31 protein-coding genes and 1 pseudogene are annotated in these 24043 nt (G+C 69.5%); 11 read left to right on the plus strand and 21 right to left on the minus strand.

The window, feature by feature from the left end; all coding sequences use genetic code 11:
* Positions 1–321: transposase (locus ABD357_RS21040; RefSeq protein WP_344392001.1), on the plus strand; the 321-nt coding region annotated here is incomplete at its 5' end.
* A gap of 37 nt (positions 322–358) precedes the next feature.
* On the opposite strand, the gene ABD357_RS21045 is transcribed toward ABD357_RS21040, so the two are convergent.
* Together ABD357_RS21045 and ABD357_RS21050 are read right to left on the minus strand one after the other, a co-directional pair.
* Complete coding sequence (locus tag ABD357_RS21045; protein ID WP_344392003.1) at positions 359–1075, minus strand: polyamine aminopropyltransferase; 717 nt, start codon at positions 1073–1075, stop codon at positions 359–361.
* 116 nt (positions 1076–1191) lie between these two features.
* Positions 1192–2877 carry a ribonuclease J gene (locus ABD357_RS21050; protein ID WP_344392004.1) on the minus strand — a complete coding sequence of 562 codons (1686 nt, stop codon included), beginning with the start codon at positions 2875–2877 and terminating at the stop codon, positions 1192–1194.
* 295 nt (positions 2878–3172) lie between these two features.
* Here ABD357_RS21050 and ABD357_RS21055 point away from each other — a divergent pair, with 295 nt between their 5' ends.
* Positions 3173–3349: a hypothetical protein gene (locus ABD357_RS21055; RefSeq protein WP_344392006.1), complete on the plus strand. Its 177-nt coding sequence runs from the start codon at positions 3173–3175 to the stop codon at positions 3347–3349.
* A gap of 58 nt (positions 3350–3407) precedes the next feature.
* Here ABD357_RS21055 and ABD357_RS21060 read toward each other — a convergent pair whose 3' ends face one another.
* The 8 genes and pseudogenes from ABD357_RS21060 to ABD357_RS21095 form a co-directional block, all read right to left on the minus strand.
* A complete protein-coding gene (locus tag ABD357_RS21060) occupies positions 3408–3731 on the minus strand; it encodes a cupredoxin domain-containing protein (protein ID WP_344392007.1) in 324 nt (107 codons plus the stop codon).
* A gap of 313 nt (positions 3732–4044) precedes the next feature.
* The gene (locus ABD357_RS21065) at positions 4045–4944 is read right to left on the minus strand and encodes a DUF5134 domain-containing protein (protein ID WP_344392066.1); all 900 of its coding nucleotides are present in this window, start codon (positions 4942–4944) and stop codon (positions 4045–4047) included.
* Positions 4945–5140: 196 nt separating this feature from the next.
* Positions 5141–5659 carry a hypothetical protein gene (locus tag ABD357_RS21070; protein ID WP_344392008.1) on the minus strand — a complete coding sequence of 173 codons (519 nt, stop codon included), beginning with the start codon at positions 5657–5659 and terminating at the stop codon, positions 5141–5143.
* Positions 5656–6006 carry a BlaI/MecI/CopY family transcriptional regulator gene (locus ABD357_RS21075; protein ID WP_344392009.1) on the minus strand — a complete coding sequence of 117 codons (351 nt, stop codon included), beginning with the start codon at positions 6004–6006 and terminating at the stop codon, positions 5656–5658. Before ABD357_RS21075 ends, ABD357_RS21070 begins: the two co-directional genes overlap by 4 nt.
* Before the next feature lie 332 nt (positions 6007–6338).
* A complete protein-coding gene (locus ABD357_RS21080; protein WP_344392011.1) occupies positions 6339–6593 on the minus strand; it encodes a hypothetical protein in 255 nt (84 codons plus the stop codon).
* 98 nt (positions 6594–6691) lie between these two features.
* Entirely contained in the window at positions 6692–7183 is a 492-nt protein-coding gene (locus ABD357_RS21085) for a hypothetical protein (RefSeq protein ID WP_344392013.1), read from the minus strand.
* Positions 7184–7657: 474 nt separating this feature from the next.
* Positions 7658–7852, minus strand: a pseudogene (locus ABD357_RS21090) (HoxN/HupN/NixA family nickel/cobalt transporter); the annotation flags it as partial.
* 24 nt (positions 7853–7876) lie between these two features.
* A complete protein-coding gene (locus ABD357_RS21095; RefSeq protein WP_344392015.1) occupies positions 7877–8527 on the minus strand; it encodes a TetR/AcrR family transcriptional regulator in 651 nt (216 codons plus the stop codon).
* Between the two features lie 158 nt (positions 8528–8685).
* On the opposite strand from ABD357_RS21095, the gene ABD357_RS21100 reads away from it, so the two are divergent.
* A complete protein-coding gene (locus ABD357_RS21100; RefSeq protein WP_344392016.1) occupies positions 8686–8853 on the plus strand; it encodes a hypothetical protein in 168 nt (55 codons plus the stop codon).
* Between the two features lie 5 nt (positions 8854–8858).
* Positions 8859–9404, plus strand: a complete 546-nt coding sequence (locus tag ABD357_RS21105; RefSeq protein ID WP_344392017.1) for a hypothetical protein — start codon at positions 8859–8861, stop codon at positions 9402–9404.
* A gap of 257 nt (positions 9405–9661) precedes the next feature.
* Here ABD357_RS21105 and ABD357_RS21110 read toward each other — a convergent pair whose 3' ends face one another.
* The 5 genes from ABD357_RS21110 to ABD357_RS21130 all read right to left on the minus strand — a co-directional run bounded on the left by ABD357_RS21110 (position 9662) and on the right by ABD357_RS21130 (position 13398).
* Positions 9662–10531 (minus strand): F510_1955 family glycosylhydrolase, encoded by an 870-nt coding sequence (locus tag ABD357_RS21110; RefSeq protein ID WP_344392018.1) that lies wholly within the window; start codon positions 10529–10531, stop codon positions 9662–9664.
* Between the two features lie 32 nt (positions 10532–10563).
* Positions 10564–11589, minus strand: a complete 1026-nt coding sequence (locus tag ABD357_RS21115) for a C40 family peptidase (RefSeq protein WP_344392019.1) — start codon at positions 11587–11589, stop codon at positions 10564–10566.
* Between the two features lie 222 nt (positions 11590–11811).
* On the minus strand, positions 11812–12723 hold the full coding sequence (locus ABD357_RS21120; RefSeq protein ID WP_344392020.1) for a M56 family metallopeptidase: 912 nt from the start codon (positions 12721–12723) through the stop codon (positions 11812–11814).
* Entirely contained in the window at positions 12720–13094 is a 375-nt protein-coding gene (locus ABD357_RS21125; protein ID WP_344392022.1) for a BlaI/MecI/CopY family transcriptional regulator, read from the minus strand. Before ABD357_RS21125 ends, ABD357_RS21120 begins: the two co-directional genes overlap by 4 nt.
* An 82-nt stretch (positions 13095–13176) precedes the next feature.
* Entirely contained in the window at positions 13177–13398 is a 222-nt protein-coding gene (locus ABD357_RS21130; RefSeq protein WP_344392023.1) for a heavy-metal-associated domain-containing protein, read from the minus strand.
* Between the two features lie 110 nt (positions 13399–13508).
* Between ABD357_RS21130 and ABD357_RS21135 the strand changes: the two genes are divergently transcribed.
* From ABD357_RS21135 to ABD357_RS21145, 3 genes are all read left to right on the plus strand, one after another.
* A complete protein-coding gene (locus ABD357_RS21135; protein WP_344392024.1) occupies positions 13509–13922 on the plus strand; it encodes a DUF6153 family protein in 414 nt (137 codons plus the stop codon).
* An 87-nt stretch (positions 13923–14009) separates the two neighbouring features.
* Positions 14010–14645, plus strand: coding sequence for a DUF305 domain-containing protein (locus ABD357_RS21140; protein WP_344392025.1), 636 nt, complete (start codon positions 14010–14012; stop codon positions 14643–14645).
* Between the two features lie 1399 nt (positions 14646–16044).
* Entirely contained in the window at positions 16045–16266 is a 222-nt protein-coding gene (locus ABD357_RS21145; protein ID WP_344392026.1) for a tyrosine-type recombinase/integrase, read from the plus strand.
* Between the two features lie 108 nt (positions 16267–16374).
* On the opposite strand, the gene ABD357_RS21150 is transcribed toward ABD357_RS21145, so the two are convergent.
* Positions 16375–16941, minus strand: a complete 567-nt coding sequence (locus ABD357_RS21150) for a rhodanese-like domain-containing protein (protein WP_344392027.1) — start codon at positions 16939–16941, stop codon at positions 16375–16377.
* An 88-nt stretch (positions 16942–17029) separates the two neighbouring features.
* Here ABD357_RS21150 and ABD357_RS21155 point away from each other — a divergent pair, with 88 nt between their 5' ends.
* Positions 17030–17311, plus strand: a complete 282-nt coding sequence (locus tag ABD357_RS21155) for a metal-sensitive transcriptional regulator (RefSeq protein ID WP_344392067.1) — start codon at positions 17030–17032, stop codon at positions 17309–17311.
* 90 nt (positions 17312–17401) lie between these two features.
* Here ABD357_RS21155 and ABD357_RS21160 read toward each other — a convergent pair whose 3' ends face one another.
* From ABD357_RS21160 to ABD357_RS21175, 4 genes are all read right to left on the minus strand, one after another.
* Positions 17402–18154: a sulfite exporter TauE/SafE family protein gene (locus ABD357_RS21160; protein ID WP_344392028.1), complete on the minus strand. Its 753-nt coding sequence runs from the start codon at positions 18152–18154 to the stop codon at positions 17402–17404.
* Positions 18151–18504 (minus strand): rhodanese-like domain-containing protein, encoded by a 354-nt coding sequence (locus ABD357_RS21165; RefSeq protein ID WP_344392029.1) that lies wholly within the window; start codon positions 18502–18504, stop codon positions 18151–18153. The genes ABD357_RS21160 and ABD357_RS21165 overlap by 4 nt, the downstream gene beginning before the upstream one ends.
* A gap of 76 nt (positions 18505–18580) precedes the next feature.
* Positions 18581–19951: a rhodanese-like domain-containing protein gene (locus ABD357_RS21170; protein WP_344392031.1), complete on the minus strand. Its 1371-nt coding sequence runs from the start codon at positions 19949–19951 to the stop codon at positions 18581–18583.
* Positions 19952–20170: 219 nt separating this feature from the next.
* Positions 20171–20704: a hypothetical protein gene (locus tag ABD357_RS21175; RefSeq protein WP_344392032.1), complete on the minus strand. Its 534-nt coding sequence runs from the start codon at positions 20702–20704 to the stop codon at positions 20171–20173.
* A 128-nt stretch (positions 20705–20832) separates the two neighbouring features.
* Here ABD357_RS21175 and ABD357_RS21180 point away from each other — a divergent pair, with 128 nt between their 5' ends.
* Positions 20833–21225: a PPOX class F420-dependent oxidoreductase gene (locus tag ABD357_RS21180; protein WP_344392033.1), complete on the plus strand. Its 393-nt coding sequence runs from the start codon at positions 20833–20835 to the stop codon at positions 21223–21225.
* Between the two features lie 48 nt (positions 21226–21273).
* Positions 21274–21708 carry a VOC family protein gene (locus ABD357_RS21185; RefSeq protein WP_344392034.1) on the plus strand — a complete coding sequence of 145 codons (435 nt, stop codon included), beginning with the start codon at positions 21274–21276 and terminating at the stop codon, positions 21706–21708.
* A gap of 34 nt (positions 21709–21742) precedes the next feature.
* On the opposite strand, the gene ABD357_RS21190 is transcribed toward ABD357_RS21185, so the two are convergent.
* On the minus strand, positions 21743–22765 hold the full coding sequence (locus ABD357_RS21190; RefSeq protein ID WP_344392068.1) for a zinc-binding alcohol dehydrogenase family protein: 1023 nt from the start codon (positions 22763–22765) through the stop codon (positions 21743–21745).
* A gap of 148 nt (positions 22766–22913) precedes the next feature.
* On the opposite strand from ABD357_RS21190, the gene ABD357_RS21195 reads away from it, so the two are divergent.
* Positions 22914–23684: a peptidoglycan-binding domain-containing protein gene (locus ABD357_RS21195; RefSeq protein ID WP_344392035.1), complete on the plus strand. Its 771-nt coding sequence runs from the start codon at positions 22914–22916 to the stop codon at positions 23682–23684.
* Positions 23685–24043: the final 359 nt, after the last annotated feature.

The following is a 24043-nucleotide window of genomic DNA, read 5'->3' on the forward strand; positions in this document are numbered from 1 at the left end:
GGCAAGTGGGGACGGGCGCTTACGTTGCGTGAGCCCGCCCAGAGGGCGGCCCTCCAGCAGCGCCGCGGCGAGCAGGAAACCGATGCCTGGCGGGAACGCTACCGCCGACGTGCCGGGATCGAGGCCACCGTCTGCCAGATCGTCCACCGCACTCACGCACGCCGCAGCCGCTCCCGGACCGCCGCCGCCACTCACCTGAGCCACTGCCTCGCCGCCACCGCCGTCAACCTCATCCGGATCGATGCCTGGCAGCAAGGCCACCGCCCCGAACGCACCCGCACCACCCACTTATGCCGCCTCCTCGCCCGCCCCTCGAAATGAGAGATCAGCAACGGGGTCCTCTAGGCCAAGGAGCACGTCAATTCTTCCGCGCCACGTAGACGGTGTTGGTCGAGGTGCCGCCCTGGAGCGGGTTGCAGAAGTCGACGACGTGGGCTTCCGGTGCGGCGAAGGACTCCGCGAGTGTGGAGGTGAACTGCTCGTCCGGCCGGTCGTTGGACCACAGGGCGAAGATCCCGTCGGGGCGGAGGTGATCGGCGAGGGCCCGGAGCCCCGCCGGCTGGTAGAGCGCCGCGTGGCGTGGATTCAGTACGTGGCGCGGCGAGTGGTCGATGTCCAGCAGGACGGCGTGGAAGCGGCGGCCCGGTGACTGCGGATCGAGACCGCGGGGATCGCCGACCGCTGCGAAGAAGTCGCCTTGCACCAGTCGGCAGCGGGGGTCCGATGCCAGGCGGGCGCCAAGCGGTACCAAGTCGCGCTCGTGCCATTCGATCACCTCACCGAGCGCCTCGACCACGATCAGCGACCGGACACGGGGGTCGTCCAGGGCGGCACGGGCGGTGTAGCCGAGACCGAGCCCGCCCACCGCGATGTCGAGATCGGCATCGGGTAGCTGTGCCAGCCCGAGTCGGGCGAGCGCGACCTCTCCCGCGGTGAAGAGGCTGGACATCAGGAACTCGTCCCCGAGCTTCACCTCGTACACATCGTCGCCCGATGCCGGGTCGCGCCGACGCCGAAGGCTGATGTCTCCCAGGGGCGTCGGGCGCCAGTCGATCTCTTCGAAGCGCGCACTCATCCCATGTACCTCTTTCTGCCTGCCACGGTTGGAGGTCGCCGTCCGCCATGGCTCAAGCGGCGGCCGGGCTCGCCGTACGGCGACGCCGCATTGCGCAGTCGGCGGTCGTACCTGGCTCAGGCGTCGATGATGACGGGGATGATCAGGGGCTTGCGGCGGTAGGTCCTGAACGCCCAGGACGCCACCGCGCGGGCGATGAGCTGTTCGAGCTGGTGCGCGTCGCCGACGCCCTCCTCGGCTGCGGTGGCCAAGGTCTTCTCGATCACCGGAATGACCGGTTCGAAAGTGGCGTCGTCGTGGACGAATCCGCGCGCCAGGAAGTCGGGGGCTTCTGCGAGAGCGCCGGTGTCGGCGTCGACAAGCGCAACCACCGTGACCACGCCTTCGGCGGCGAGGGTGAGGCGGTCCTTGAGAGAGGCTTCGGTGGCGCCGCCGACTTCCATGCCGTCCACGTAGACGTTGCCCGCGGGCACCTTGCCGGTGATCGAGGCGCGACCGTCGACGAGGTCGACGACGACACCGTCCTCGGCGATGACCACCCGGTCGGGATCGACGCCGGTACGGATGGCGAGGTCGCCGTTTGCCCGCAGGTGGCGCCATTCGCCGTGTACGGGCATGACGTGGCGGGGCTTGATGATGTTGTAGCAGTAGACGAGTTCACCGGCGCTGGCGTGTCCGGAGACGTGCACCTTGGCGTTGCCCTTGTGGACGACGTGGGCACCCCACCGGGTCAGCCCGTTGATCACCCGGTAGATGGCATTCTCGTTGCCCGGGATGAGGGAGCTGGCGAGCAGGACCGTGTCGCCCTCACCGATGCGGATCACATGGTCGCGGTTGGCCATCCGGGACAGCGCGGCCATCGGCTCGCCCTGGGACCCGGTACAGACCAGGGTGATCTTGTGGTCCGGCAGCTTCTCCAGTTCCTTCATGCTGACCACCAGACCACGCGGAACCTTCAGGTAGCCCAGGTCGCGGGCGATGCCCATGTTGCGGACCATGGAGCGGCCTACGAAGGCGACCTTGCGGCCGTGCTGGTGCGCGGCGTCCAGGACCTGCTGGATGCGGTGCACATGGCTGGCGAAGCTGGAGACGATCACGCGGCGTGGCGCGGTGCGCAGGACCTGCTCGATCGCCGGGTTCAACTCGCGCTCGGAGACGGTGAATCCGGGCACTTCGGCGTTGGTGGAGTCGGCGAGGAAGAGGTCGACGCCTTCCTCGCCGAGGCGGGCGAAGGCCCGTAGGTCGGTGATGCGGTCGTCCAGCGGGAACTGGTCCATCTTGAAGTCGCCGGTGTGCAGCACCATCCCGGCACCGGTGCGGATCGCGACCGCGAGGCCGTCCGGGATCGAGTGATTCACCGCCACGAACTCACAGTCGAACGGACCGAACCCACGCCGGTCGCCCTCACGCACCCGCACCGTACGCGGCCGAATGCCGTGCTCCTTGAGCTTGGCCTCCAGGAACGCCAGCGTCAGTTTCGAGCCCACGACGGGAATGTCGGACCGCTCGCGCAGCAGATACGGCACGCCCCCGATGTGGTCCTCGTGGCCGTGGGTCAGCACCACGGCCACGACATCGCCCAGGCGCTCCCGGATCGAGGTGAAGTCCGGCAGGATCACGTCCACCCCGGGCTGGGTCTCCTCGGGGAACAGCACGCCGCAGTCGACGATGAGCAGTTTGCCGGCGTGCTCGAAGACGGTCATGTTGCGGCCGATCTCACCCAGACCGCCCAGGGCGACGACCCGCAGTCCTCCCTTGGGCAGTGGCGGGGCGGCTTGCAGCTCTGGATGCGGATGGCTCATAGCGCGACGTTACCGGAGAGATGGGAGGTGTGATCCATTGCCTGTGCGCTCTCTTCTTGCGCGACGGCAGGTGTCGTGCCAGCGAGTGCCCTGAATCATCCGGATTACACGGAGGGCCGGAACAGCCTGCGGTGCGGACACGAACCCACCGCCCCACCACCGCTATGGCCGCAGGTGGAGGATGTCTGCTGTGCCTGATTCGGTGGGACCGGCGGAGCCAAGTATCCAGGTGGTCCCGGGAGTCAGAGCCCATCGCGCCGGCCTTGTTGTTCGTGCTGCCGGACAACCTGACGCCGTGACCGCCCCCGCCACGCTCGTGTGGGACTTCCGGGTGCTCTCGGCCGCGTCCATGGGTCTGCTCTGGGGTGGGCCGGCCGTGGGCTTCGGGCTTCTCGACGTGCGGGCCTCCCGCCCCATGGGCGGCGGCGGGCATGACCGGCGCGCCAGCCGTGCCCGCCTCTTGACACCGTGACTGTGACCTCGGTCGTCGTCTGTGTGGGGCACGGGCGCCGGTCGAGGTTCTGGACGGCTCAGCGGACGATCAGAGTACCTGTCATGTTCGGGTGGAGGGTGCAGACGAAGGCGTAGCGACCGGCCTGGGACGGGGCGGTGAACGTCCCGGAATCTCCGCCGGAGATGTTCCCGGTGTCGAAGGTGTCGCCTTCGGTGGCCGTGACGGTGTGGGTGGCGGAGTCCTTGTTGGCCACGGTGATCTTCTCGCCGGGCCGCACTTCCGGATTCGCCGGGTGGAACGCGAAGTTCTCCATCGTGATGCTGGATGAGGTCGTGGCGGGTTCGTTGTCCCCGTCGGCGCAGGCGGTCGCGAGCAGCAGGGCGGCTGTTGCTCCGAGCATCAATGGGACGGTACGTCCGCGATGGCGTGAAGGCGACATGGGACTGGATCCTTCGGACGGGCGCCCGCAAGCGGCCTGCGCTGGGGAACGCGGAGTCCGAGACCACCCGGGCGCGTGGATCGCGTGTGTCCATTGTCTCCGTCCCGGGCACCGAAGACGAAACGGCTTCGCGCGATGAGGGTCCGTGCGTGCGGAGCGCTACGGGTCCGTGCCGAGTCCACTCCGCGCGACCTGATTCAGAGGCCGGCCAGGTGCACGAGCTCGGCCCCTGGCGCGGCGTCGTCCCACTGGTCGGCGACGACTCGACTGGCCTTCACGCCGCCATCATCAACAGCATCGCGGACATGGTTCCGCCCATGCCGATATGGGCTGCCAGCGCCGCGTCCGCCGCGGCTCCGAGTTTGCGGCGCCGTCCGTGGCCCGACCGTTGGCCCATCCTGGTCCTGTCCCACACGGCGAGTGTCAGCGATGTCAGGTAGACGAACACCGTGTCCGGCATGGCGAGCAGCCAGCGGGTCCAGCCTCCTCGGGAGTCGGCACCGCGGCCGCTCCGCCTGGTGCCCCGGATCCTCGCCCACACGGACGCGCCGATCGACAGCAGGAAGTAGACGGCGAGAGCCGCGATCACGAAGCGCCATACAGAACCGGACCCGGCGGAGGAACCGGCGTCGGCCGCGGCATTCGTCATGCCCGGCATGTCCATTCCGTGCATGGACCCCGCCCCGTGCATGGACTCCATGCCTTCCATGCCCTCCATATCGTGCGTGCCCGTCGTGCCCGTCGTGCCCGTCACGCTCGCTGTGTTCTCCATGCCCGGCATATGCGCCATGGAGTGCCCGCCGCCCAGCGCCAGCACCGGACCGGAGGACGTGTTTGTCATGGCCAGCGTCATGATCACCATGCCGAAGCTTCCGACGATCAGGTGCACCCAGTGACGGCCGTGCTTCCACCCGCCGGCGCGCGTGTGCTTGACCGCCATCGCCACACCCCCGAGCCCGAGGATGCCGAACGCCACCGCCCACCACATGCCGTAGCCCGCGTACCAGCCGACCGTCGCCGGCAGGGCCATGGCCGCCATGCACAGCCCCATCAGCAGGTCGCCGCCCGCCGCGAAGCGGGTCTCACCACTGGTGGTCACCACCCGGACCGCGCTGACAGCGGCCACGAGGGCAGAGACCAACGCGATGGCCCAACTGAGCGCGAGGATTCCCATCTTCACCTTCCCGTTCGTCCGAGCTGGCGGGCGTGCGCTGCCGACGCCGCCTCGTCGTACGGAGCACCGCGAGGCGCTACATGGGGCGTTAACTGCTAGTGCCCTTAGTACGTTTCGGGGCCGAAGGATGTTCAGGTGGCCGGTGGGATTGTGTACCGCGGTCTGGTGGACGGCTTGTAGCAGTGCCGGAACGGCCTCAACCGAAGTCGTTGACCTGGTGGACCGTCGTAGGACTGGTGGCCTGCCGCTCCTGCGCGGCGGGCGGGCCCGCTCGGCGAGTTGGAGCACGGCAGCGATGGTGCCGCGCACGATGCCGGAGGGCTGGGCGTCCGCGGCGGACCGGGCGGCCGGGCCGAGGCTTTGACACGGAGAACGTCACCACCGCGCCATTGCGGCCCAGCGAGCCGTCCGAACGCGTGCTGTCGTCAGGGGCTCGGGCTCGCACCTCGTGGCCCAGGGCTCGGGTGGCGCGCAGCCCTTTCCAGAGGTGGACGGCGGATCGTATGCCGCCGATGACCGCAAGGGCTAGGAGTACGGCGCCCGCCCAGGTGCTGCCGGACAGCAGAACGCCCGTGCCGCGATGGCCGACCTGCCACGCGAGCGCCATGGTCAGGCAGCACGCGACGTAGACCACCACGGCACGGATGATCACCGATACCGTGACCAGCGTCCAGAAAGCGCGACTTCCGCGGTCGAACGCCACCGCACCGATCACGGCGACTCCTCCAGCAGGCGTCGCAGCCGGTCACGGAGGCCGGGATCCAGGGCTGCCTCGGCGGCGAAGTGCGCGACTGCCGCGTCTCCGTGAGCGCGCAGCACCTCACGGACGGCGAGGGCGGCCTCGTCCGGCGCGGTGGGGGTGTATGCGTAACCGCGGCCCTGTGGAGTGCGATTGAGCATGCCCTTCTCGGCGAGCCGGCTCATCTCGGTCATCACCGTCGTGTAGGCGAGCGGTTGGACTCGGTCCGAGTTCAGCTCTTCCAGTACTTGCCGGACGGTGACCGGGTTCCCCACGCGCCAGCACACCCGCATGACCTCGCTCTCAAGCGCTCCCAGGAGCACCGCCAACACCCTCTCCAGGACGTTACATCTATGCGAGCGTAGTACCTGGCATGCGGCGTGGATCCTTGGGTGTGGAAGCCGCTGTGGTACCGGAAGCGATCCCGCTACTACAGCGGCCTCGGTCCGTCAGGCGGCCGACGTGACCTTCACGGGCTCGGTGCCTTCCGCAAGACGAGGCCGATGAGTACGCCCTCGAACTTGCTGACCGCGACGATCGACACCGCCGTGACGACGAAAGCCGAGAAGGCCGCGCAGCATAGGGCTGCGCAGCGGAGACCTACCCCTAGCTCCGCTAAGTACATTAGTACATTAAGCGTGGTCGGCGTCCGAGGTTACGGCGAGATGTCGCCCTCATGGTGATCGGTTTCAGGGGTAGATCCGGCCGGCTTTTCGCGCCTGCGCTGCCGCCGCTCCCTCCATATCAGCTCTGCTGTCAGGATCACCACAAGGGCCGCGATCACTGCCATCGCGACGGTGCTGACGGTGGAGATCCCTGACAGGAACCCGTCTTCCTCCTTGATGTCCGAAGCGATGTGAAGAGTGCTGGTGATGCTGCTCGGGGTGTAGGCGTCGCTGTTTCCGGTCATGTTCCCCTCCGGTTCCCCCGCTGTTGGAGGTGTACGACGTCCACGTTACCCGATCGGCTCTAAGGCTCTTAGTAGATGTTGCTATTCGGGCCCGCGTCTCAGTGGCTGTGTCCGTCTTCCGTGTGACCGGCCTCGGCGTCGGTTGACGCGGTCGTCTCTGGTGCTGCGGATTCGGTGTCGGGAGCCGGGGGCTTCTCTGTGGTGGCGTGCTCGTCGGACGTCTCCGGGCCCTCCCCGTGGCTGTGTCCGCTCTCTCCGGACGACTCGCCCAGACCGTCCGCCACTGCCCGCAGTCCGAAGAAGCCGACGGTCGCGGTGAGGAGGACGGCCAGCCCCATGGGGCCGAAGATGCGGCGCCAGGAGGAGTGGGCGTCCTTGAGCACGAAGGCGATGAAGGAGACCGTTATCCCCAGGGGGACGAGCACGGCCCCACGGTCCGGGAAGTCCTCGAAGTGCTGCAGGCCGCCGCTGAGCATGCCGATGCCGAACGAGAGCAGCAGTGAAGCCCCGATGACGAGAATCGCGCGCCGCAGCGCGGGCCGGTCGGTGGCGAGGAGAAATTCGTTGACCACTGTCGCGGCCAGGAACACCAGGACGCCGATGACGGCGATTTTCGTGTACCGGGCCGGATCAGAGGATGGTGGACCACGGCGCCGCTGATGAGGCCCGCCCCGACGAAGTACAGCACGTATCCGATGTAGCGGCCCGCGAGCGGTGCGGGCTTGCGGGCGCGGTGGCGGGAGCGGGCGCGCCGGGCTGCCGCTCGGCCGCCCTCGGTGTGCTGCTGGGGTGCAGAGGGGGCGGGGCGGTCGGTGACTAGGGACAAGGCAGGGCCTATCGGCGACTCGTGGTACACGGAGTTCGGGAAGGAAGTGACTGCGGGCAGAAGCGCCACGGCAGCGCGACCGCCATCGCTGTCCGGTGAGGGCAGGATCGCGGCGGCCGAGACCAGACCGGGGTTGGTCCGCTCGGGACGGTCGGCGGACTTGCCGCCGAGCAGAGGGGATGCCGGCACCTGCCGCGCCCGCCGCCAGGAAGAGCAGTGAGACCTCGGTGGCGGTGTCGAAGCCGAGGCCGAAGAGGAAGCCCAGCGGGTACATGTGCCAGGGCTTGCCGACGGCTCGCGTCGCACGACTCAGGATCCGGCTCTTCAGCCCGCCGCCGGCGGTGAGTTGTGCCTCCAGGTCGACTTCGGTGTGGCGACCGGCCCCGCATCCGGCGGAACAACTTGGACGAGGGTGCTGCTCGGGGTAATGCAGAGTCGTGGGAAGAGGGGGGGTGAGTCAGTGGCCCGAGCGCTCTGTGTGGCGCTCTTGGTGCTGGTGTCGGCTCGTCGGCCGCCGGTCGTCCGGTGTGGGGTGTCCGTCGCGCAGCCCGGACAGGGTCACCGTGACGAGCCGGTTGGCCGCCGCTTCGGAGGGCAGGGCGGCAGCGGCCGTCAGGGCGTGGAGGCAGTACGTCGCCAGCTCGTCGGGCGCGATGTCGTCACGGAAGACACCGGTCTGCGCGCCCTCGGACACCAGGTCCCGGATCATGCCGTGGAGCCGTTGCTGTGCTCGGACGACCCGCTCGTCCCGGTGGAGGAACGCCGAGAGTTCGGTGCCGTGGTGTCCGCGGGACTGGCGTGAGATGTGAGCGAACGCCCGTAGGACCGCCTCGAGTTGTTCACCGGCTCCATCGGTCTGATCGCGGACCTCTGCGAGCTGTCGCAGGTGTTCGGTGATCTGGCGGTCGTGCCAGGCCAGCAGGATCGCCTCGACGTCCGGGAAGTACTTGTACAGCGTCGCCCGTCCGATGCCGGCGTTCTCGGCGATCTGTGACATCGTCACCGACCGCAGGCCGTGTTCGGCGGTCAGCTCCGCGGTGGTGTTCAGGATTGCGTCGCGTACGGCGCGGCGGTGCGTCTCGATCGTCTCGTTCCACAGCTTCGGCACCGAATCAGTGTACGTGGCGGCGATGTCAATACGCCCTGATTGACATCGTAGACATCGTGTCTCGTAAACTGCGGCTGCCGCGAGCTGCGGCACCGGCCGCGGGCCCAACGGGCGCGTGACGAACCGCCTGACATCCACGCACCGTGAGGGACACGCACATGGCTGACTCGCCTTCTCGCCGCGACGCCGAAAGTCATGGGCCCGGTCCCGCGGCGCATCCGGGCATGCCGCGCTGGGCGAAGGCGCTGGCGATCGCCGCCGGTGCCGCCCTGCTCGTGGCGTTCTTGCTCATGCACGTCCTCGGCGGCAGCATGGGGAACCACTGATCGCGATGACCATGAACCCTCGCCTCCGCAAGTTCGCGCTCACCGCGCACGTGACGTCATCGGTCGGCTGGCTCGGCGCCGTCGCCGTCTTCCTCGCCCTCGCCGTCGCCGGTCTGACCAGTCAGGACGCCCAGACGGTGCGCGGCGCCTATCTCGCGATGGAGCTGACCGGCTGGCTCGTCCTGGTCCCGTTGAGTCTCGCCTCGCTGCTCACCGGGGTTGTCCAGGCCCTGGGGACCTCGTGGGGCCTGTTCCGCCACTACTGGGTGCTGTTCAAGCTGCTGATCACCGTTGTCGCGACCGTTCTCCTGCTGGTGCACATGCAGGTGGCGGGCCATGTCGCCGATGTCGCAGCCGATACGAACCTGCCCAGCGGCGATCTCGTCGGGATGAGGATCCAGTTGCTGGCCGACGCCGCCACTGCCCTGTTGGTCCTGCTCGTGGCGGTCACGCTGTCGGTGTACAAGCCGAGGGGCCTGACCCGTTACGGATGGCGCAAGCAGCACGAGCCGCGGGGCCCGCAGCCCGAGGCGACCAAGCAGCAGGTCTGACCGTCTCCTGATGCCGGGACAAGCGCAACGCGCATGTCCGGCGACCGCCGAGACCTGTCTTCCAGAGGCCGTCGACAGGGCGAACCGCGCCTGGAGCGGTACGAGGAGATGGTGGGGGCACCAGGCAGTGCCGCTTCGATCAGCCAGAACGCAGAGGGAGATGGCAGCGGAGTAACGCCGGTGAGGAAGAAGCCGGTGCGCTCGCGCACGTCCTCGAAGCCGCGCGGAACGGGTGCCCGTCGCCCTTCGAAGCCGGGTCACGAAGCAAGTGGTGCCAGCTCGGAGAAGGTCTTGCCGCCGTCACGCGATTCGTACACGCCCGTCATAGTCGCCGCGAGGATGTGGTCGGCGTTCACTGCGGTCAGTGCCTGGGGTTGTCCGCCTGGCACGGTCGTGAGCTCCTTCCACGTCTTGCCGCCGTCCGCGCTGCTGCTCAGCTTCCCGGACGTGCCGATGCCGAAGAGGGACTTCTCCGCGGGCCAGGACACAAACGCCTGCACCGGCTCGGCACCCTTGGCGAAGGCGCGGCCGCCGTCAGTGCTGGTGACCACACCCTCCGCCGTGGTGGCCAGCAGCTTCTCCCCGGAGGGGTTCACCGCGAGGTCGAGGGCCTCCAGCGTCGCGCCGTCCTCCCAGCTCTTCAGGTCGCTGCTCACCCGGATGCGGCCGCCCTCGTATCCGTAGACGGTGGCCTTGGCCGAGTCCAGGGAGTGGAAGTCGGCCTCCCCGGACAGAGACCGGGACGTCCAGGTGCGGCCCGCGTCCTTGGTCTCGATCAGTCCCACGTTGCCGGGACGGTCGCTGCCCGGGGCGCCGTGTCCGCTGGCGATGAAGGTGTTCTCACCGGTCACGGTGAAGCCCATGAAGTCGTCCTTGCGGTCGCCGACGAGCTTTGGCTTCTGTCCCTTGGCCACGGTGTAGAGACCGCTGTGGGTGGCGACGTACACACGTCCGTCAGCGGGATCGACACCCAGGCCGTGCACATGGGACAGCGTCCCCGACGAGTCGGATGCATCTGCTGCTGTGTCCGCGTCGGAAGAACCGCCTCCGCAGGCGGCGAGGACCAAGGCGGCGATCGAGGTGCCGGCGATGGCGAGTAGGGGGCGGACAGCCGGGCGTGCGGTCACGGTGGTTCCTCGGGTGGTACGGGGGTTGGTGCTCAGGGCCTGCTGGCGGCGAAGAACGGCATTGAGTCCAATGGGACGATCTCGATGTTCTTGCCGGTGCGCGGCGCGTGGATGGCCTTGCCGTTCCCGACGTACATGCCGTTGTGCTGGTTGTCGTTGTACCAGTAGATGATGTCGCCCGGCTGCAGATCGGAACGGGCCACCTTCCGTCCCGCGTCGTACTGCTGCTTGACGGTACGCGGCAGCGAAACGCCCGCCGCCCGCCAGGATGCACCGGTCAAGCCTGAGCAGTCGTAGGAGTTGGGACCCGTGGCGCCCCACTCGTAGGGCTTGCCGAGCTGCGCGTACGCGAAGTCGAGGGCGGCCTTGGCGCGGCCGCTCGCCGGGCCGTTGTACGTCGCCGCACTGTCGCTGACACCCGACGCGGCGTCCTCGCGCTCCTGATCGGCTTCCATCTTGGCGCGTTGGGCGGCGGTCAGGCTGTTCAGGAGCTTGCGGGCCTTCGCCAGCTTGTCCTGGACCTCGTTCTTCGTTTTGGCGGCCTTGGTGCGCGTCTCTTCCAAGGCCTGCAGGCGCTTCTGGGCGGCCTGGCGTTCCTGGGCGATTTCGCGCTGCTTGCTCTGCATCGCCCTGAGGGCCTCGGCCTGCCGGTTGCTCGTGCGGTCGAGCATCTGGGCCTTGTCGAGGTAGTCGTCCGGGTCGCCGGACAGGAAGAGCTGCACGCTCGGATCGATGCCGCCGCTGCGGTACTGCGCGGCCGCCAACGGGCCTATCTTCTCGCGTAGTTCGTTGATCTCCTGCTGCTTGCGGGCCAGGCGGTCCTGCGCACGGTCGGCCTCGCGCTGCAGTTTCTTCTGCTGCTCGCGGATGGCGTTGTACTGCTCGGTGGGGGCCTCGGCCTCCTCGTAGAGCCGTTCCACCTCCTTGCGGACTTCGTCCACGGTGGGGTTGGGGGCCGCCTGGCTCTGCGTCGGCAGGAGGCTGACGGCGCCGGCGGCCATGCCGAGGGTGGCGATCCGGGCGCGGCTGGGCGGCTTCGGCCGACGGTGCGTACCCATCGTGGGGTGACTCCTCTGCGCGTCTGTGGACCGAGCGACGGGCTCTGGTCGTCGGACGACGCCAGTCAGCTTCGGCACTCTTCCCGTGGACCCGACGGGGGCGCGGATTGACCGCGCCCAGCGCCGCATCACCGAGCGGGTTAGAACTTAGTAGCTTCGTATTACGCATCGCAAGTGAGTCCGAGTCACAGCGGCCTCACGCGGCGCTGGAAAGTCCGGGCGTCAGCCGAGACCTGGCGGGCAAGCGACCAGCAGCGGCAGCAGCGGCACCGTCACGACCGCGGCGGCCGCCGAACCCCACAGGGCGGGGTGCGGAGCCTTGCGGGGCCCGAGGACTCGCTTCAGGCGGATCAGGACGTTCTGGCCGCCCGCAGCCAAAGCGCCCTTCGGCGTGCGAGCCGCCGCCATCTCGTACATCGCGGTGGCCAGCACCTCATGGGAGTGGCTTCGCAGTGCGCGGTCGTCCGCGATCATCTCCAGCAGGAGCGCCGTCTGCTCCCGGGCGTGGCGGGCCAGCGGCAGCCACCGGAACACCGAGTGGAAGGCTTCCATGGCGGCCAGGAACAGGTGGTGACGGCCCACGATGTGGGCTTGTTCGTGCTCGAGAACGGCGGCGAGTTGCTCGGGCGTCAGTTCGCGCACGGCCGCGTCGCTGATCACGATCCGGGGGTCCCGGCCGGGCAGGCAGTAGGCGGCGGGTACGTCGTACGGCAGGACGGTGGCGCGGAGCCGGGCCGAGTGGCGGCCCACCAGGTCGACGGCATCCCGGTGCTCTGTCCGCACCCGACGGGCTCGTACGACGTGGAAGACGAAGCTTGCGACCAGGGCGATCCCGATCGCGGCGGGGGCGCCGACGGCAAGCCGGTCCGCGGTGTTCGGGTCGGGCTGACCGGTGCCCACGTCCACTCCGCAGGTGTGCAGCAGGCCCACCAGGCCCGCGTGCAGGTGCTCGGCCGGCATCGCCAGACTGTACGCGGCCAGCGCGGCCCCGATCGAGAAGGAGACCGCCAGGGCGTGCCACACCGCTGCCGCCAGCGCGGGAGTCCGGTGCTGCCAGCTCCCGCGCAGCATGAGGCGCGGGGCAGCGAACCCCACCGCTGCCGTGTAGCCGACCAGGGCCGGAGCCGCGTTCACCGTTTGGCCTTGTCCTGTCGTCCCACGGTCCGCAGGGCCTTGCGCAGGGCGGCCATCTCGTCATCAGACATATTCGAGACGAATTCGACCAGCGCGGCCGGGCGGTCCTTGCTCTCTCCCAAACCGTCCTCCATGAGCGCGGCGGAGTACGCCTCGCGGCTGCGCACGGGTGTGTACAGCCAGGCGCGACCCTGCTTGCCCCGCAGTAGCCAGCCCTTGGAATACAGGATGTTGGTGACGGTCATCACCGTGGTGTACGCGACGGGACGGGTCTTGTTGATGTCATCGACTATGTCTCGCACGGTTGCCGGACGGTTCCACGTCCAGAGACGATCCATGATCTCTGCCTCGAGATCCCCCAGCCGTCGCATCGCCCTGACTTCCTTTCGCCACCGAGTACGCAAGGCCATAGTAGACGGCCGCTCGGTCGGGCTTTCGGTGCGAGGTGAAACGTCACGCGCGCCCTGTGAGTTCGTAACCCGCCTCGACGATCGCCTCGCGCACCCGAGTGTCGTCGAGCGGGGTGGTGGACGTCACGGTGACGTGGCCCGAGGGGATGTCGACCTGTACGCCGACGACGGTGTCGAGCGCCGAGACCTCTTCCTTAACGGCATTCTCGCAGTGGCTGCACGTCATGCCGGACACGTGATACTCGGTCGTCAGTACGTCGGACATGGTTCCTCCCGGTGAGAGCTGTAATACCCTGGGTGGGTATCACGTCTCCGTGTCTACTCTCGTGGCCTCCGGGATGCAAGAGGCTGTTGATCTATGCCTACGATGGGCCCGTGACCCGCTTCGGACAGCTCGCTCGACCGCACTCGACGGTGCGGTCCTTCGGGCTGCTCGTCTGCGCTCTGCTGCTGGGCCTGGTCGGCATGCACGGACTCGGGCCGGTTCCGGAGGTCACCGCTGCCTCGGGGCACGACCGGATGGTGTCGGTCGCGCACACGGACGTCATAGCGTCCATGCCGGGCGAGTGTGATCACGGCGAGGGCGGCTGTTCGGGCCACACGAACCATGCCGATCCGACCTGTGCTTCGGCGTCCGTCGCCGGAGGCCCCGTGGTGGCACCGGTGCTCCTGCCCGATGTGGCGGCCTGCGCCGGTGCGGTAGACGTGCCTGCCTCTTCGGCCGGCAGTGATCCCGATGGCGGCCGCGCTCCACCCTCACTCTCCGAACTCCAGCTCCTGCGGATATAGAGCGACCCGCGCGACGCCGTACCCCCACAGGGGGCGGCGCCGCGTCTCGGTATGCCCTTCACGGATCCGAACGCAGGAGTTCACTTCATGACCGCACACCGCACGCTCATCCGCCGTACCGCTCTCGCCGCCACGGCAGGAGTGGCAGCCCTCGTGCTCTCCGCCTGTGGCGGCGGAGGGCACGATATGGGGTCCATGGGCTCCGACTCCAGCCCGTCCGCGTCCGCTTCGGCCAAGAACGGCAAGCACAACGACGCCGACGTCTCCTTCGCCACGGAGATGATCCAGCACCACCGTCAGGCCGTCGAGATGGCCGATCTGGCCGACAGCCGGGCCTCCTCACAGGAGGTCAAGGACCTCGCCACGAAGATCAAGGGGGCGCAGGACCCGGAGATCAAGACCATGTCCGGCTGGCTCACCTCGTGGGGCGAGGAGGTTCCCGCGGACATGTCCGGCATGGAGGGCCACGACATGGGTGACATGTCGTCCATGCCCGGCATGATGAGCAGCGAGGACATGGACAAGCTGGAGAAGGCCTCCGGCGCCGAGTTCGACAAGACGTTCCTCGAGATGATGGTCAAGCACCACGAGGGTGCCGTCAGCATGGCCAAGACGGAGAATGCCAACGGCGGGTACGGTCCCGCCGTGAAGCTCGCGGACGACGTGATCACCGCTCAGACCGCCGAGATCGAGCAGATGAACAAGATGCTCGGCATGAGCTGACGCAGCGGCAGAAACAGTGCGGCCGGGCGGTGCACGTCACCCGCCGGCCGCACCGTTTTCTGTTCTCCACCGCCGTCGCACGGTGGCGTACAAGCGTTTGCGAATGATGAAGTCCCCATCTCTTGGGCGCGGTGGTCCCAACACGTGCCCCTGTGCGCCGTCATGTGGCTGGGTTCACGCGATGTTCTCCTGGGACGGCGCGCCGGGGCCTTCCGATCAGGTTAGGATCACCGCGTGATTACGGCCTGGTCTCCTTCTCGTAGCCCACAGAGCCGCTCATCAGCGGCTCTGTGGCGTGTGCTGGGGTTGGGCCTGTTCCTCTTCGGTCTGCTGTATACGCATGCCGTCAGCCCTGACACGACGGTGAGTCACCTCGCCTCCGACAAGGGCGTCTCGGCGTCGGGCGTTCATTTCGAGCCAACTGCCGAGCATGGAAACGTTGCGAGTGCCACGTCGATGCAGGTGGCGGGTGAGCAGCCGGACGGCCATCACGACGGCCGCGGACAGCAGCACGCCGGTGAGGAATGTGTGGTGGGGCAGCCTTCGCAGGGTCCCGCTATGGCCGTGCCCTGCCTGTCTCCGCTGAGCTCGGAGAACGGCGAGGAGGCACCCGGCTGCGCGCCCGCCCGTCACGCCGCCGCGGCACGGGACTTCGCGGTCCCGAGAACGCAAGCGGCAGACTCCGCGGTTCTTCGTATCTAGATCAGCGCCTTCCAAACCGGTCGACCCTTCCCGGGATTTCCGGACTCGGCCCAAGGCCGCGTCACGCCTTCCCCCGGCGACCGGTCCATGGCGTCCGACCTCCTGCGCACAGCGCCCCACAGCGTGTCGCGGGGACGGTCGACGGCTCTCTTCCCCCACCCCCCCACCGATCCCTGCCTTGACCGGGAGAGTTCCCGTACGGGCAGTGACCGCCGCGCGGAGGACCTGTGCCGCCCACCCCTGCCCTTTCCCGTGCCCATGCCTTACGGGTATGTCCGCTCCGGAGGAGCCTGCTCGTCCGGGGCACGCTCTACGCCCTGCTGTTCATGCTGCTGACGTGCCTCGGCGATCAACGCCATGCGCCGGATTCGCCCGCTCGATTGGCTGCGGCGTCGAGTGAAGCCCCGCTGCCCGCGGAGGGCTCCGACGGCGAGAATCTCGACTCGTCCGAGTCTCCCGACCATTGCCACGGTCCCCGCCTCGGGCAGACCGTCTCCCCACAGTCGTCCGCTCGTGTCCCGCTGCCCGCCGTCACCGCGCTGTCGCTGACGGACGCCACAGCAACTGCGCCCCTTCCATCCCGGCGCCGGCCGATCCCCCGCCTTCGCCCGCTTGCACGCAGCGCGCCGCCGGGCGGGGCCGCCGCTGGCGAAGGCGGGGCGGCGGCCCCGCCGTACAGGCGGCGCGCTCCCGCGCCGTGCGCGGGCTTGATGAAGCAGGGAGCCTGGAGGTCCGCTTCCACGACCTCCGGCACACCTGCGTGACCCTGCTGCTCGGCCTCGGCATCCCGCCGCACATCGTCCGGAACATCGTCGGGCACAGCGCGCTGGACGTGACCATGAACATCTACGCGCACGCCGACATGACCGAGAAGCGGGCCGCTCTGGACAAGCTGGGGACGCTGCTGGCGGTCGAATGACGTGGCCGTTGCCGTCAGCGTTGCCGTCAGAGACGCGAAACGCCCTGGAGGGGATGATCCCTCCGGGGCGTTCTTGCTGGTAGGAGTAGGCGCCCTCGGAGGGGCGCCTCACTCGGTGAGAGCGGCGAGCGTGGCGCCCAGGTCGGTGGCGCGTGGGCGGTTGTGGGGGAGTTTGGCGAGGACGCGGGCCATGCCGCAGGTGTCCGTGAGGGCGGAGAAGGTCAGGCCGCCCGCGATGCCCGCGGACAGGAGGCGGGCGCGCGGCCACTGCCGTCCGGCCGCCAGCCCGGCCAGGACGAGCGAACCGGCGGCCAGGCGGACCTGACGTTCCATGGCCCAGACGGCGCGGGCACCCGCGGGCCGGTGGATGTCGTGACCGAGCTGGGTCCAGGCGCTGGTGCCGCCGGTGAGCGTGGCGGCAGTGATGCCCTGCTCGGCGAGCCGTTCGCAGGCCCGGGCGGAACGGGCGCCGGAGGCGCACACGACGAGGAGGTCACCGCGGTCGGCGACGCCCCTGAGGGCGGACAGCGCCTCGTCGAGGTGGTCGAGGGGGATGTTGTGGGCGCCGGGCAGATGCCCGGAGGCGTACTCGCCGGGAGTGCGGACGTCGATGACGGTCAACTCGTGCAGGCGGGCGTGGGCCTGTTCCGGGGCGAGGACGGTGGTCGCGGTCACGTGGATCTTTCCTCTTCTTTCCAGGGGTCGGCCTACGGGTACGATACCCGTAGGGGTATGGAGATTCTGTGTGGCGAAGGAGTGGCTCGTGGAACTGGCGATGGCGGCCGACGAACTGAAGACGGTGGTCAACCGGCTGCGCAGGGCGCAGGGCCAGATCGCCGGTGTGGTCAAGATGATCGAGGAGGGCCGGGACTGCGAGGAGGTCATCACCCAGCTCGCGGCTGTCTCCCGGGCCTTGGACAAGGCGGGCTTCGCGATCATCGCCACCGGTCTGCAGCACTGCCTGGCCGACTCGGACCTGGCCGCCGACGGTGACCGCGAACAGATGCGCGCGCGTCTGGAGAAGCTCTTTCTGTCGCTCGCCTGATCTCTGGGCCGAGTACGTACCGGTGGGCCGAGTACGTACCGGTCAGGGCGCCGACCGAACGGTGACGGCCGCTCATGCCACATCCTCCGCTCATGCCACGGCGTCCGCGAGCATGAATGTGGCCACGGCCAGCAGTACCACCGCGAAGACACGCTGCAACAGCGGGCCGGAAATCTTGCCCGCCAGGCGCTTTCCGTCCCAGGCGCCCAGGACCGCCCCCGCGGTGAACGGCGCGATCACCGCCCAGTCCAGAGCCGACGCGGAGGCGCCGCGCAGGGTCAGGGAGGCCAGGGAGTTGGCCGTGATGACCAGCAGGCTGGTACCGACGGCGGCCTGCATCTCGAAGGCCAGCACGGCGACGAGCGCCGGCACCGCGAGGAAGCCCCCGCCGACCCCGAGCAGCCCGGTCAGCGCACCCAGACCCGCCCCAGCCCCGGCCGCCCTGCCCGGCCGTACCCCTGACACATCCCGTACGACCGTGCCGTCGGCGGGCCGGAGCATCCGGAAGGCGGCGACGGCGGCGACGGCGGCGAAAGCGGCGGTCAGCAGCGGCTGCGGCAGACGGGCCGCAGCCGCCCCCGCAGCCGCGGCCGGAAGGAGACCGGCCGCGGCGAACAACGCGCCCGCCTTCCACCGGACATGGCCGGCCCGGGCATGCGCGTACAGGGCGGTGGCGGAGGTGGCGGTGACGATGAGGAGCCCGGCCGTGGTGGCGGCAGCCGGGGAGAAGCCGAGCAGATAGATCAACGCGGGTACGGCCAGGACGCTGCCACCCCCACCGAGTGCACCGAGCGCCAGTCCGACCGCCCCTCCGGCGACCAGCGCCAGGATCAGCGTGCTCACGCGGTGACACCGCCGCCCGGGCCGGTGACAGGCAGACCCGCGCCGGCCCAGGCGACCATGCCGCCGGTGACGTCGGTGGCATCCACACCACGACCGGCGAGGATATCGGCGGCCCGCTGCGAGCGGCGCCCGGAGCGGCAGATTGCCACCACCGGCCGGCCCCGCGCGGCCTCAGGCACCGCGGCACCGGCCTCGAGCCGGCTCAGCGGCAGATGCAGGGCACCGGGCGCGTGCCCGGCCCGCCACTCGGAATTCTCCCGGACATCCAGCAGCACGGCCCGGCCCTGCGCCACACGCTCTTGGGCTCGTACGGGGGAGAGACGGCCGGAGCCGCGACGGAAGAACACCATGAATCGATCACCTTCGGGCGGGGAAGCGTTGGCGGAGGCGGGCGCGTGCTTTGCAGTACCGCGCCCTCAAGGAGGCCTAGCGGTCACCGTCTGCGGGACGGGCGAGAGCCAGTCCCGCATCGGCTGCGGCCTCGAACCCGTCATCGACAGCGACCACCTCCCGCCCGGCGGCATCGAGCAGGGACGCGGCGATCGCCGCGCGCATCCCCCCGGCGCAGTGCACCCAGACCACACCGGGCGGCACCTCGCCGACCCGGCCGGGCAGTTGATGGATCGGAATGTGCACCGAACCGTCGATGAAACCGCCCGCCCGCTCGGAGTCCCGCCGTACATCCAGGACCACCACGTCATCGCGTACGCCGGCGAGATCGGCGAAGCGGGCGCGCCGGAAGGAGGCGAGCCGCTCCCCGTCCCGTATCCACGCGGAGGGATCGCCGCTCGCGGCGGCGGCCGGGCGGTCGATGCCCACCCTGGCGAGCTCGCGCTGCGCGTCGGCGATCCGCTCGGCGGTGTCGGCGAGCAGCGTGACGGGCTTGCCCCAGGGGATCAACCAGGCCAGGTAGGTGGCGAGTTTGCCCTCGCCCTCGAAGTTGAACGATCCGGCGACATGGCCCTCGGCGAACGCGACGCGGCTGCGCAGGTCAACCACCCACTCCCCGGCCGCCAGCCGGGAGGCGATCTCCCCGGCGTCCGCGGGCCGCGGCGGGGTGAGGTCGACCGGTGCCGGTCCTGCGGAGTTCACCGGGCCCATGTGCGCGTAGTACGCGGGTATGTCGTCCAGTCCGGCGAGCAGCTGAGCGACGAAGGTGTCCACGTCCTGCGTCAACGCGTCATTGCTCTTGCGTTCCGCGCCGATCGTGCTCGCGTCCCCTTCGGCCTGCGCACTGGAGCAGAAGCTGCCGAAGCCATGGGTGGGCAGCACCGCGACCTCGTCGTCCAGTTCGTCCGCCAGACGATGCGCCGAGGCGTGCTGGGCGCGGGCCAGCCGCTCGGTCAGCCGCGGCTCGACGAGATCCGGCCGGCCCACCGTGCCGATCAGCAGCGAGCCGCCGGTGAACGCCGCCACCTGCCGACCGTCCTCCTCCAGTACGTACGAGGTGTGGTGCGGGGTGTGGCCGGGGGTGGCCACGGCGCGCAGCATCAGGCCCCCGTCCACGACGACCGTGTCGCCATCGGCGACAGCAGTGCGGGCGAAGGACACCGAGGCCCCGTCCGGCACCAGGTAGCGGGCGCCGCTGACACGGGCGAGTTCCAGGCCGCCGCTGACGTAGTCGTTGTGTACGTGGGTCTCCGCCACGTAGGCGATCCGCACCCCGCGCCCGGCGGCAGCGGCGATGACCTGATCGATGTCGCGGGGCGGATCCACCACCACGGCGGCCCGGGGGCCTCCGGCCAGGTAACTGCGGTTGCCCAGCCCCTCGAATTCCAGAGTGTCGACGAAGAACACGGCTAGGACTCCTCACAGGACGATTTACCCCCGGGGGTATCTGGTGGTGCCACCTTAGCAGAAATACCCAGGGGGGTATCCAGCTGAGATGAAGGCCCCCTCGTCCGAGGCTTTTGTATGTCGTTGGGCGAGTACCCGAGTCGCGGAGAGGAATCAGCTCGCACGGGACCGAGCAGTCCCGGGTCGGTCAGCCCGTATGGGCCTCACGCTTCCGAGGGATCAGTCCGTACGTGTCTCATGGATGGCGCGGCGAGCGACCTCGACGAAGGTCACGACCGACTGCCAGTAGGGCGGGAAGCAGTCGGCGAACCGCTGGGCCGCGCCCTCCTCGCCGGCGATCATCGCTTCCAGTGCCCGGAAGTCGTTGCTGGTCGACTCCCGGAGCCGGTCAGCGGCCGATGCCACCACCGCCGGGCCTTCCAGGTCCACCGCCCACACACGCTGCCGCAGCACGGCGTACTCACCGCGGAGCCGTAGCCGCAGATCCTCGAGCGCGGCAAGGCGCTCGCCGACGTCCGTGATCTTGTGCGCGTCGGTCACCTTCCAGTACAGGTCGCCCATCCGCTGCGCCTGCTCGATGACGTCCACATACGCCGCCCGCCGCGCCGCCCGCAACCGGTCCGCCTGCACCGTCGCGGCAGCCGCGTCGGCCTGGATACGCGCGGCCCGGGCGGTACCGCGGCTGGTCACCCAACTCGCGAGCACGGCGGTCCTCGCGGTCAGCGCCGCCACCCACAAAGTGTTGTCAGCCATTGATCCCCTCGCGGGAGTCTGACACGCGGTGCGCGTGCCATGGGCGCGTACGGCGGACGGCACCGGCGCAACGGAGAGGCCGGCACAGCGGAGGGGGCCCGTCCATGCGTACGGTCTAGACTCCCGGCGTGGAGAACACAGCGCTGGAGCGGCTAGGGGCCGCGAAATACCTGCTGATCACGAGCTATCGGAAGAACGGTTCGGCGGTCGCGACCCCCGTATGGGTCGTGCGGGACGGCGAGGCGCTCGGTGCCTGGTCGGCCACGGACTCCTGGAAGGTCAAGCGGATCCGCAACCGCGCCGACGTCCTCGTGGGGCCGTGCGACGCGCGCGGCAACCCGACCGGCGAACCGGTCGCCGCCACCGCCGAGATCTGCGACCCGGACGTCACCGCTCGTTACCGCACACTCATCGCCCGCAAATACGGCATCACCGGCCGACTCGTCCTGTTCGGCAGCCGACTGCGGCGCGGGAAGGCGGGGACGGTGGGGATACGGATCTCCCTGGCGCCGGCCGAGTGAGCCGACTGTTGCGTTGTCGTCCCTTCCGACGGCCCTTAGTGTCCTCGCATGGAACAGCGCATCAGTCTGGTCACGCTGGGAGTCTCCGATGTGACGCGCTCCCGGACCTTCTACGAAGCTCTGGGGTGGCGGGGGCAGGAGGTCGAGGAGACCGTCTTCTTCCAGGCCGGCGGTCTGGCCCTGGTCCTGTGGGGCCGCGAGAAGCTCGCGGCCGACTGCGGGCTGACGGACGGGGCCGCAGCCGGCTTCGGCGGGATCGCCCTGGCGCACAACGTACGCTCCGACGCCGAGGTCGACGATCTGCTCACCACCGCGGAACGAGCCGGGGCCACCATCACCAAGCCCGCCGCCACCAACGCCATCGGCTTCTACTCCGGTGCCTTCACCGACCCGGACGGCCACGCCTGGGAGATCGCACACAACCCCGGCTTCCGCCTCGCCGAGGACGGCTCGCTCACCCTCCCCGACTTCGGCACGTCCTAGGGACGGCGCCCATGGGTCCCCCGCCCCGAGGAAGTCAGCCCCGCGTTCCGGGTCCGCTGTCATTGACCAGCACCGCCGCCCCGTCGAAGCGGCCCGACTTCAGGTCCTTCAGGGCCTGCTGGGCCTGTGAGAGGGGGTACGTGTGGGTGGTGGCGCGTACGCCGAAGCGGGCCGCCAGCGTGAGGAACTCCCTTCCGTCCTCACGGGTGTTGGAGGTGACGCTGCGTACCTCCCTCTCGTAGAACAGCTCCCGCTCGTAGTCGAGCGGCGGTACCTCGCTGAGGTGGATTCCCGCGATCGAGAGGACGCCGCCGCGGTCGAGGGCCCGTAGGGCGACGGGGACCAGCGAGCCGACCGGGGCGAACAGGATCGCGCTGTCCAGCGGCTCGGGCGGCGGATCGTACGTACCGGCCGCCGAGGCCGCGCCCAGGGCGAGCGCGAGACGCTGGGCGGCCACATCGCGAGTCCGTACGTGGACGGTGGCACCCTGTGCGATCGCCACCTGCGCGCACAGGTGGGCGCTTCCGCCGAAGCCGTACAGACCGAGGCGCCCGCCGCCGGGCAGCGCCGCGCGGCGCAGCGCACGGTAGCCGATGATGCCCGCGCACATCAGCGGGGCCAGGGCGACATCGTCGAGGTCGCCGGGCAGCAGGTAGGCGAAGGCGGCCGGCACGGTGGTGTACTCCGCGTAGCCGCCGTCGGCGTCCCAGCCTGTGTAGACGGACTCCGGGCACAGGTTCTCGTTCCCCCGCGCGCAGTACCCACAACTGCCGTCGGTACGGCGCAGCCAGGCCACCCCGACCCGGTCCCCGACCGCGTATCCGGTCACCGCCTCACCCATCCCCGCCACCCGCCCCACCACCTCGTGCCCGGGCGTCACCCGTGGCCGGTGCACCGGCAGATCGCCCTCGCTGACATGGAGATCGGTACGGCAGACGCCGCAGACGCTCACATGGACGAGCAGTTCATCGGTCCCCGGCGCGGGGACCGGCTTCCCGACGAACCGCAAAGGCTCCCGCTCGATCGGCCGCGGCTCGTCCACCACCCAGGCGTGCATCGTCGTCATATCGACATGTTCCCGCCGATGGAGCCACCCGGCGCCCTCACCGGCCCCCGAGGACTGAATGCGGCGCCGTGTCACGGGCGTTGAACCTCCGGGCGCGGTGACGCGTATCAATCCCCAGTACGACCGGTAGGAGAGCAGCGTGTCGATACCGTACGACCCCGAACCGCAGCCGAGCCGCCCGGCGCTCGAGCCCACCAACGTCCAGCGGCGCCGCCCACCAGGGGCCCTTTCGGAACTCGTGCGGCTGGTCGACGCTGTGGAGCGCCAGCGGCGGAACGAGGAGTACCAGGCCGTCGCGGCACCGGCGGCCGAGACCGCCCCGCCTCCTCCGGTGGCTGAAGCCACGCCGCCTCCCGCGAAGGCCGAGGCCACCGCACCTGCCTGGACGCCCGGGGCCAACGCGCTTCCCTGGACGACCGAGGACGACACCCAGGAACTGCCGCCCGTCACGGGCGAGGAGCGCTCTGGCCCGCCCGAACCTCGGGCAGCGTACGGGCGTACGCCCTGGATGCGTCGTGCGGCGCTCGCCGTCGCCGCGGTGGCGATCGCCCTGGCGGGATTCGCCGCTGCGCTGCTGCTCACCTGGGACAGGGGAGCCACCGAGTCGCAGGCCAAACCCCCCGCTCCCGCCCCCTCCGCATCCGCGCCCGCCGCCCCGCCCGCGGCGGCCGACCCGGACGGCCCCGGGACACTCCGCCAGGGCGACAGCGGCCCCGAGGTGAGCGAGCTCCAGGAACGGCTGCTGAAAATCCCGGACGTGTACAAGGACGGCGCGACCAGCGGCGAGTACGACGCCACACTCACCGAGGCCGTCGCCCGATTCCAGCTCTGGTACGGCATCCGGGGCGACGAGACGGGTGTCTACGGCAACGACACCCGCCGCGACCTCGAGTCCCGCACCGCTTCCTAGGCAGCCTTGGAAAGTCTGGTGCGGTACGGCACCCCGTAGCGGCGCGACGAACTGTGCGACCAGGACCCCACCGAACCGCAGGGTTTTGTCACTGCACCAGGGGGGCGTTTCCGCTCCCAGATGTCCGGAACACGTTCTGCGTGAACCGTTGACCAGAAAGCGCTTACCCTCTACGGTCCGTTCAGAACAGTGACCCGGTATCAGGTATCTCGTATATGAGATAGCAGTGCCATGGTCCGTACCACCTACGGAACCACGCGCTCCAGAGCCCTATGCGCCCCGCATCGGGTGTGCCTCTGCCTGCGTACTGCGATCAGATCAGTGAATTACAGCCACATACATGATCCTCAGGTTCTCCT

The organism is Streptomyces vastus (assembly GCF_039532825.1).
Classification (GTDB): domain Bacteria; phylum Actinomycetota; class Actinomycetes; order Streptomycetales; family Streptomycetaceae; genus Streptomyces; species Streptomyces vastus.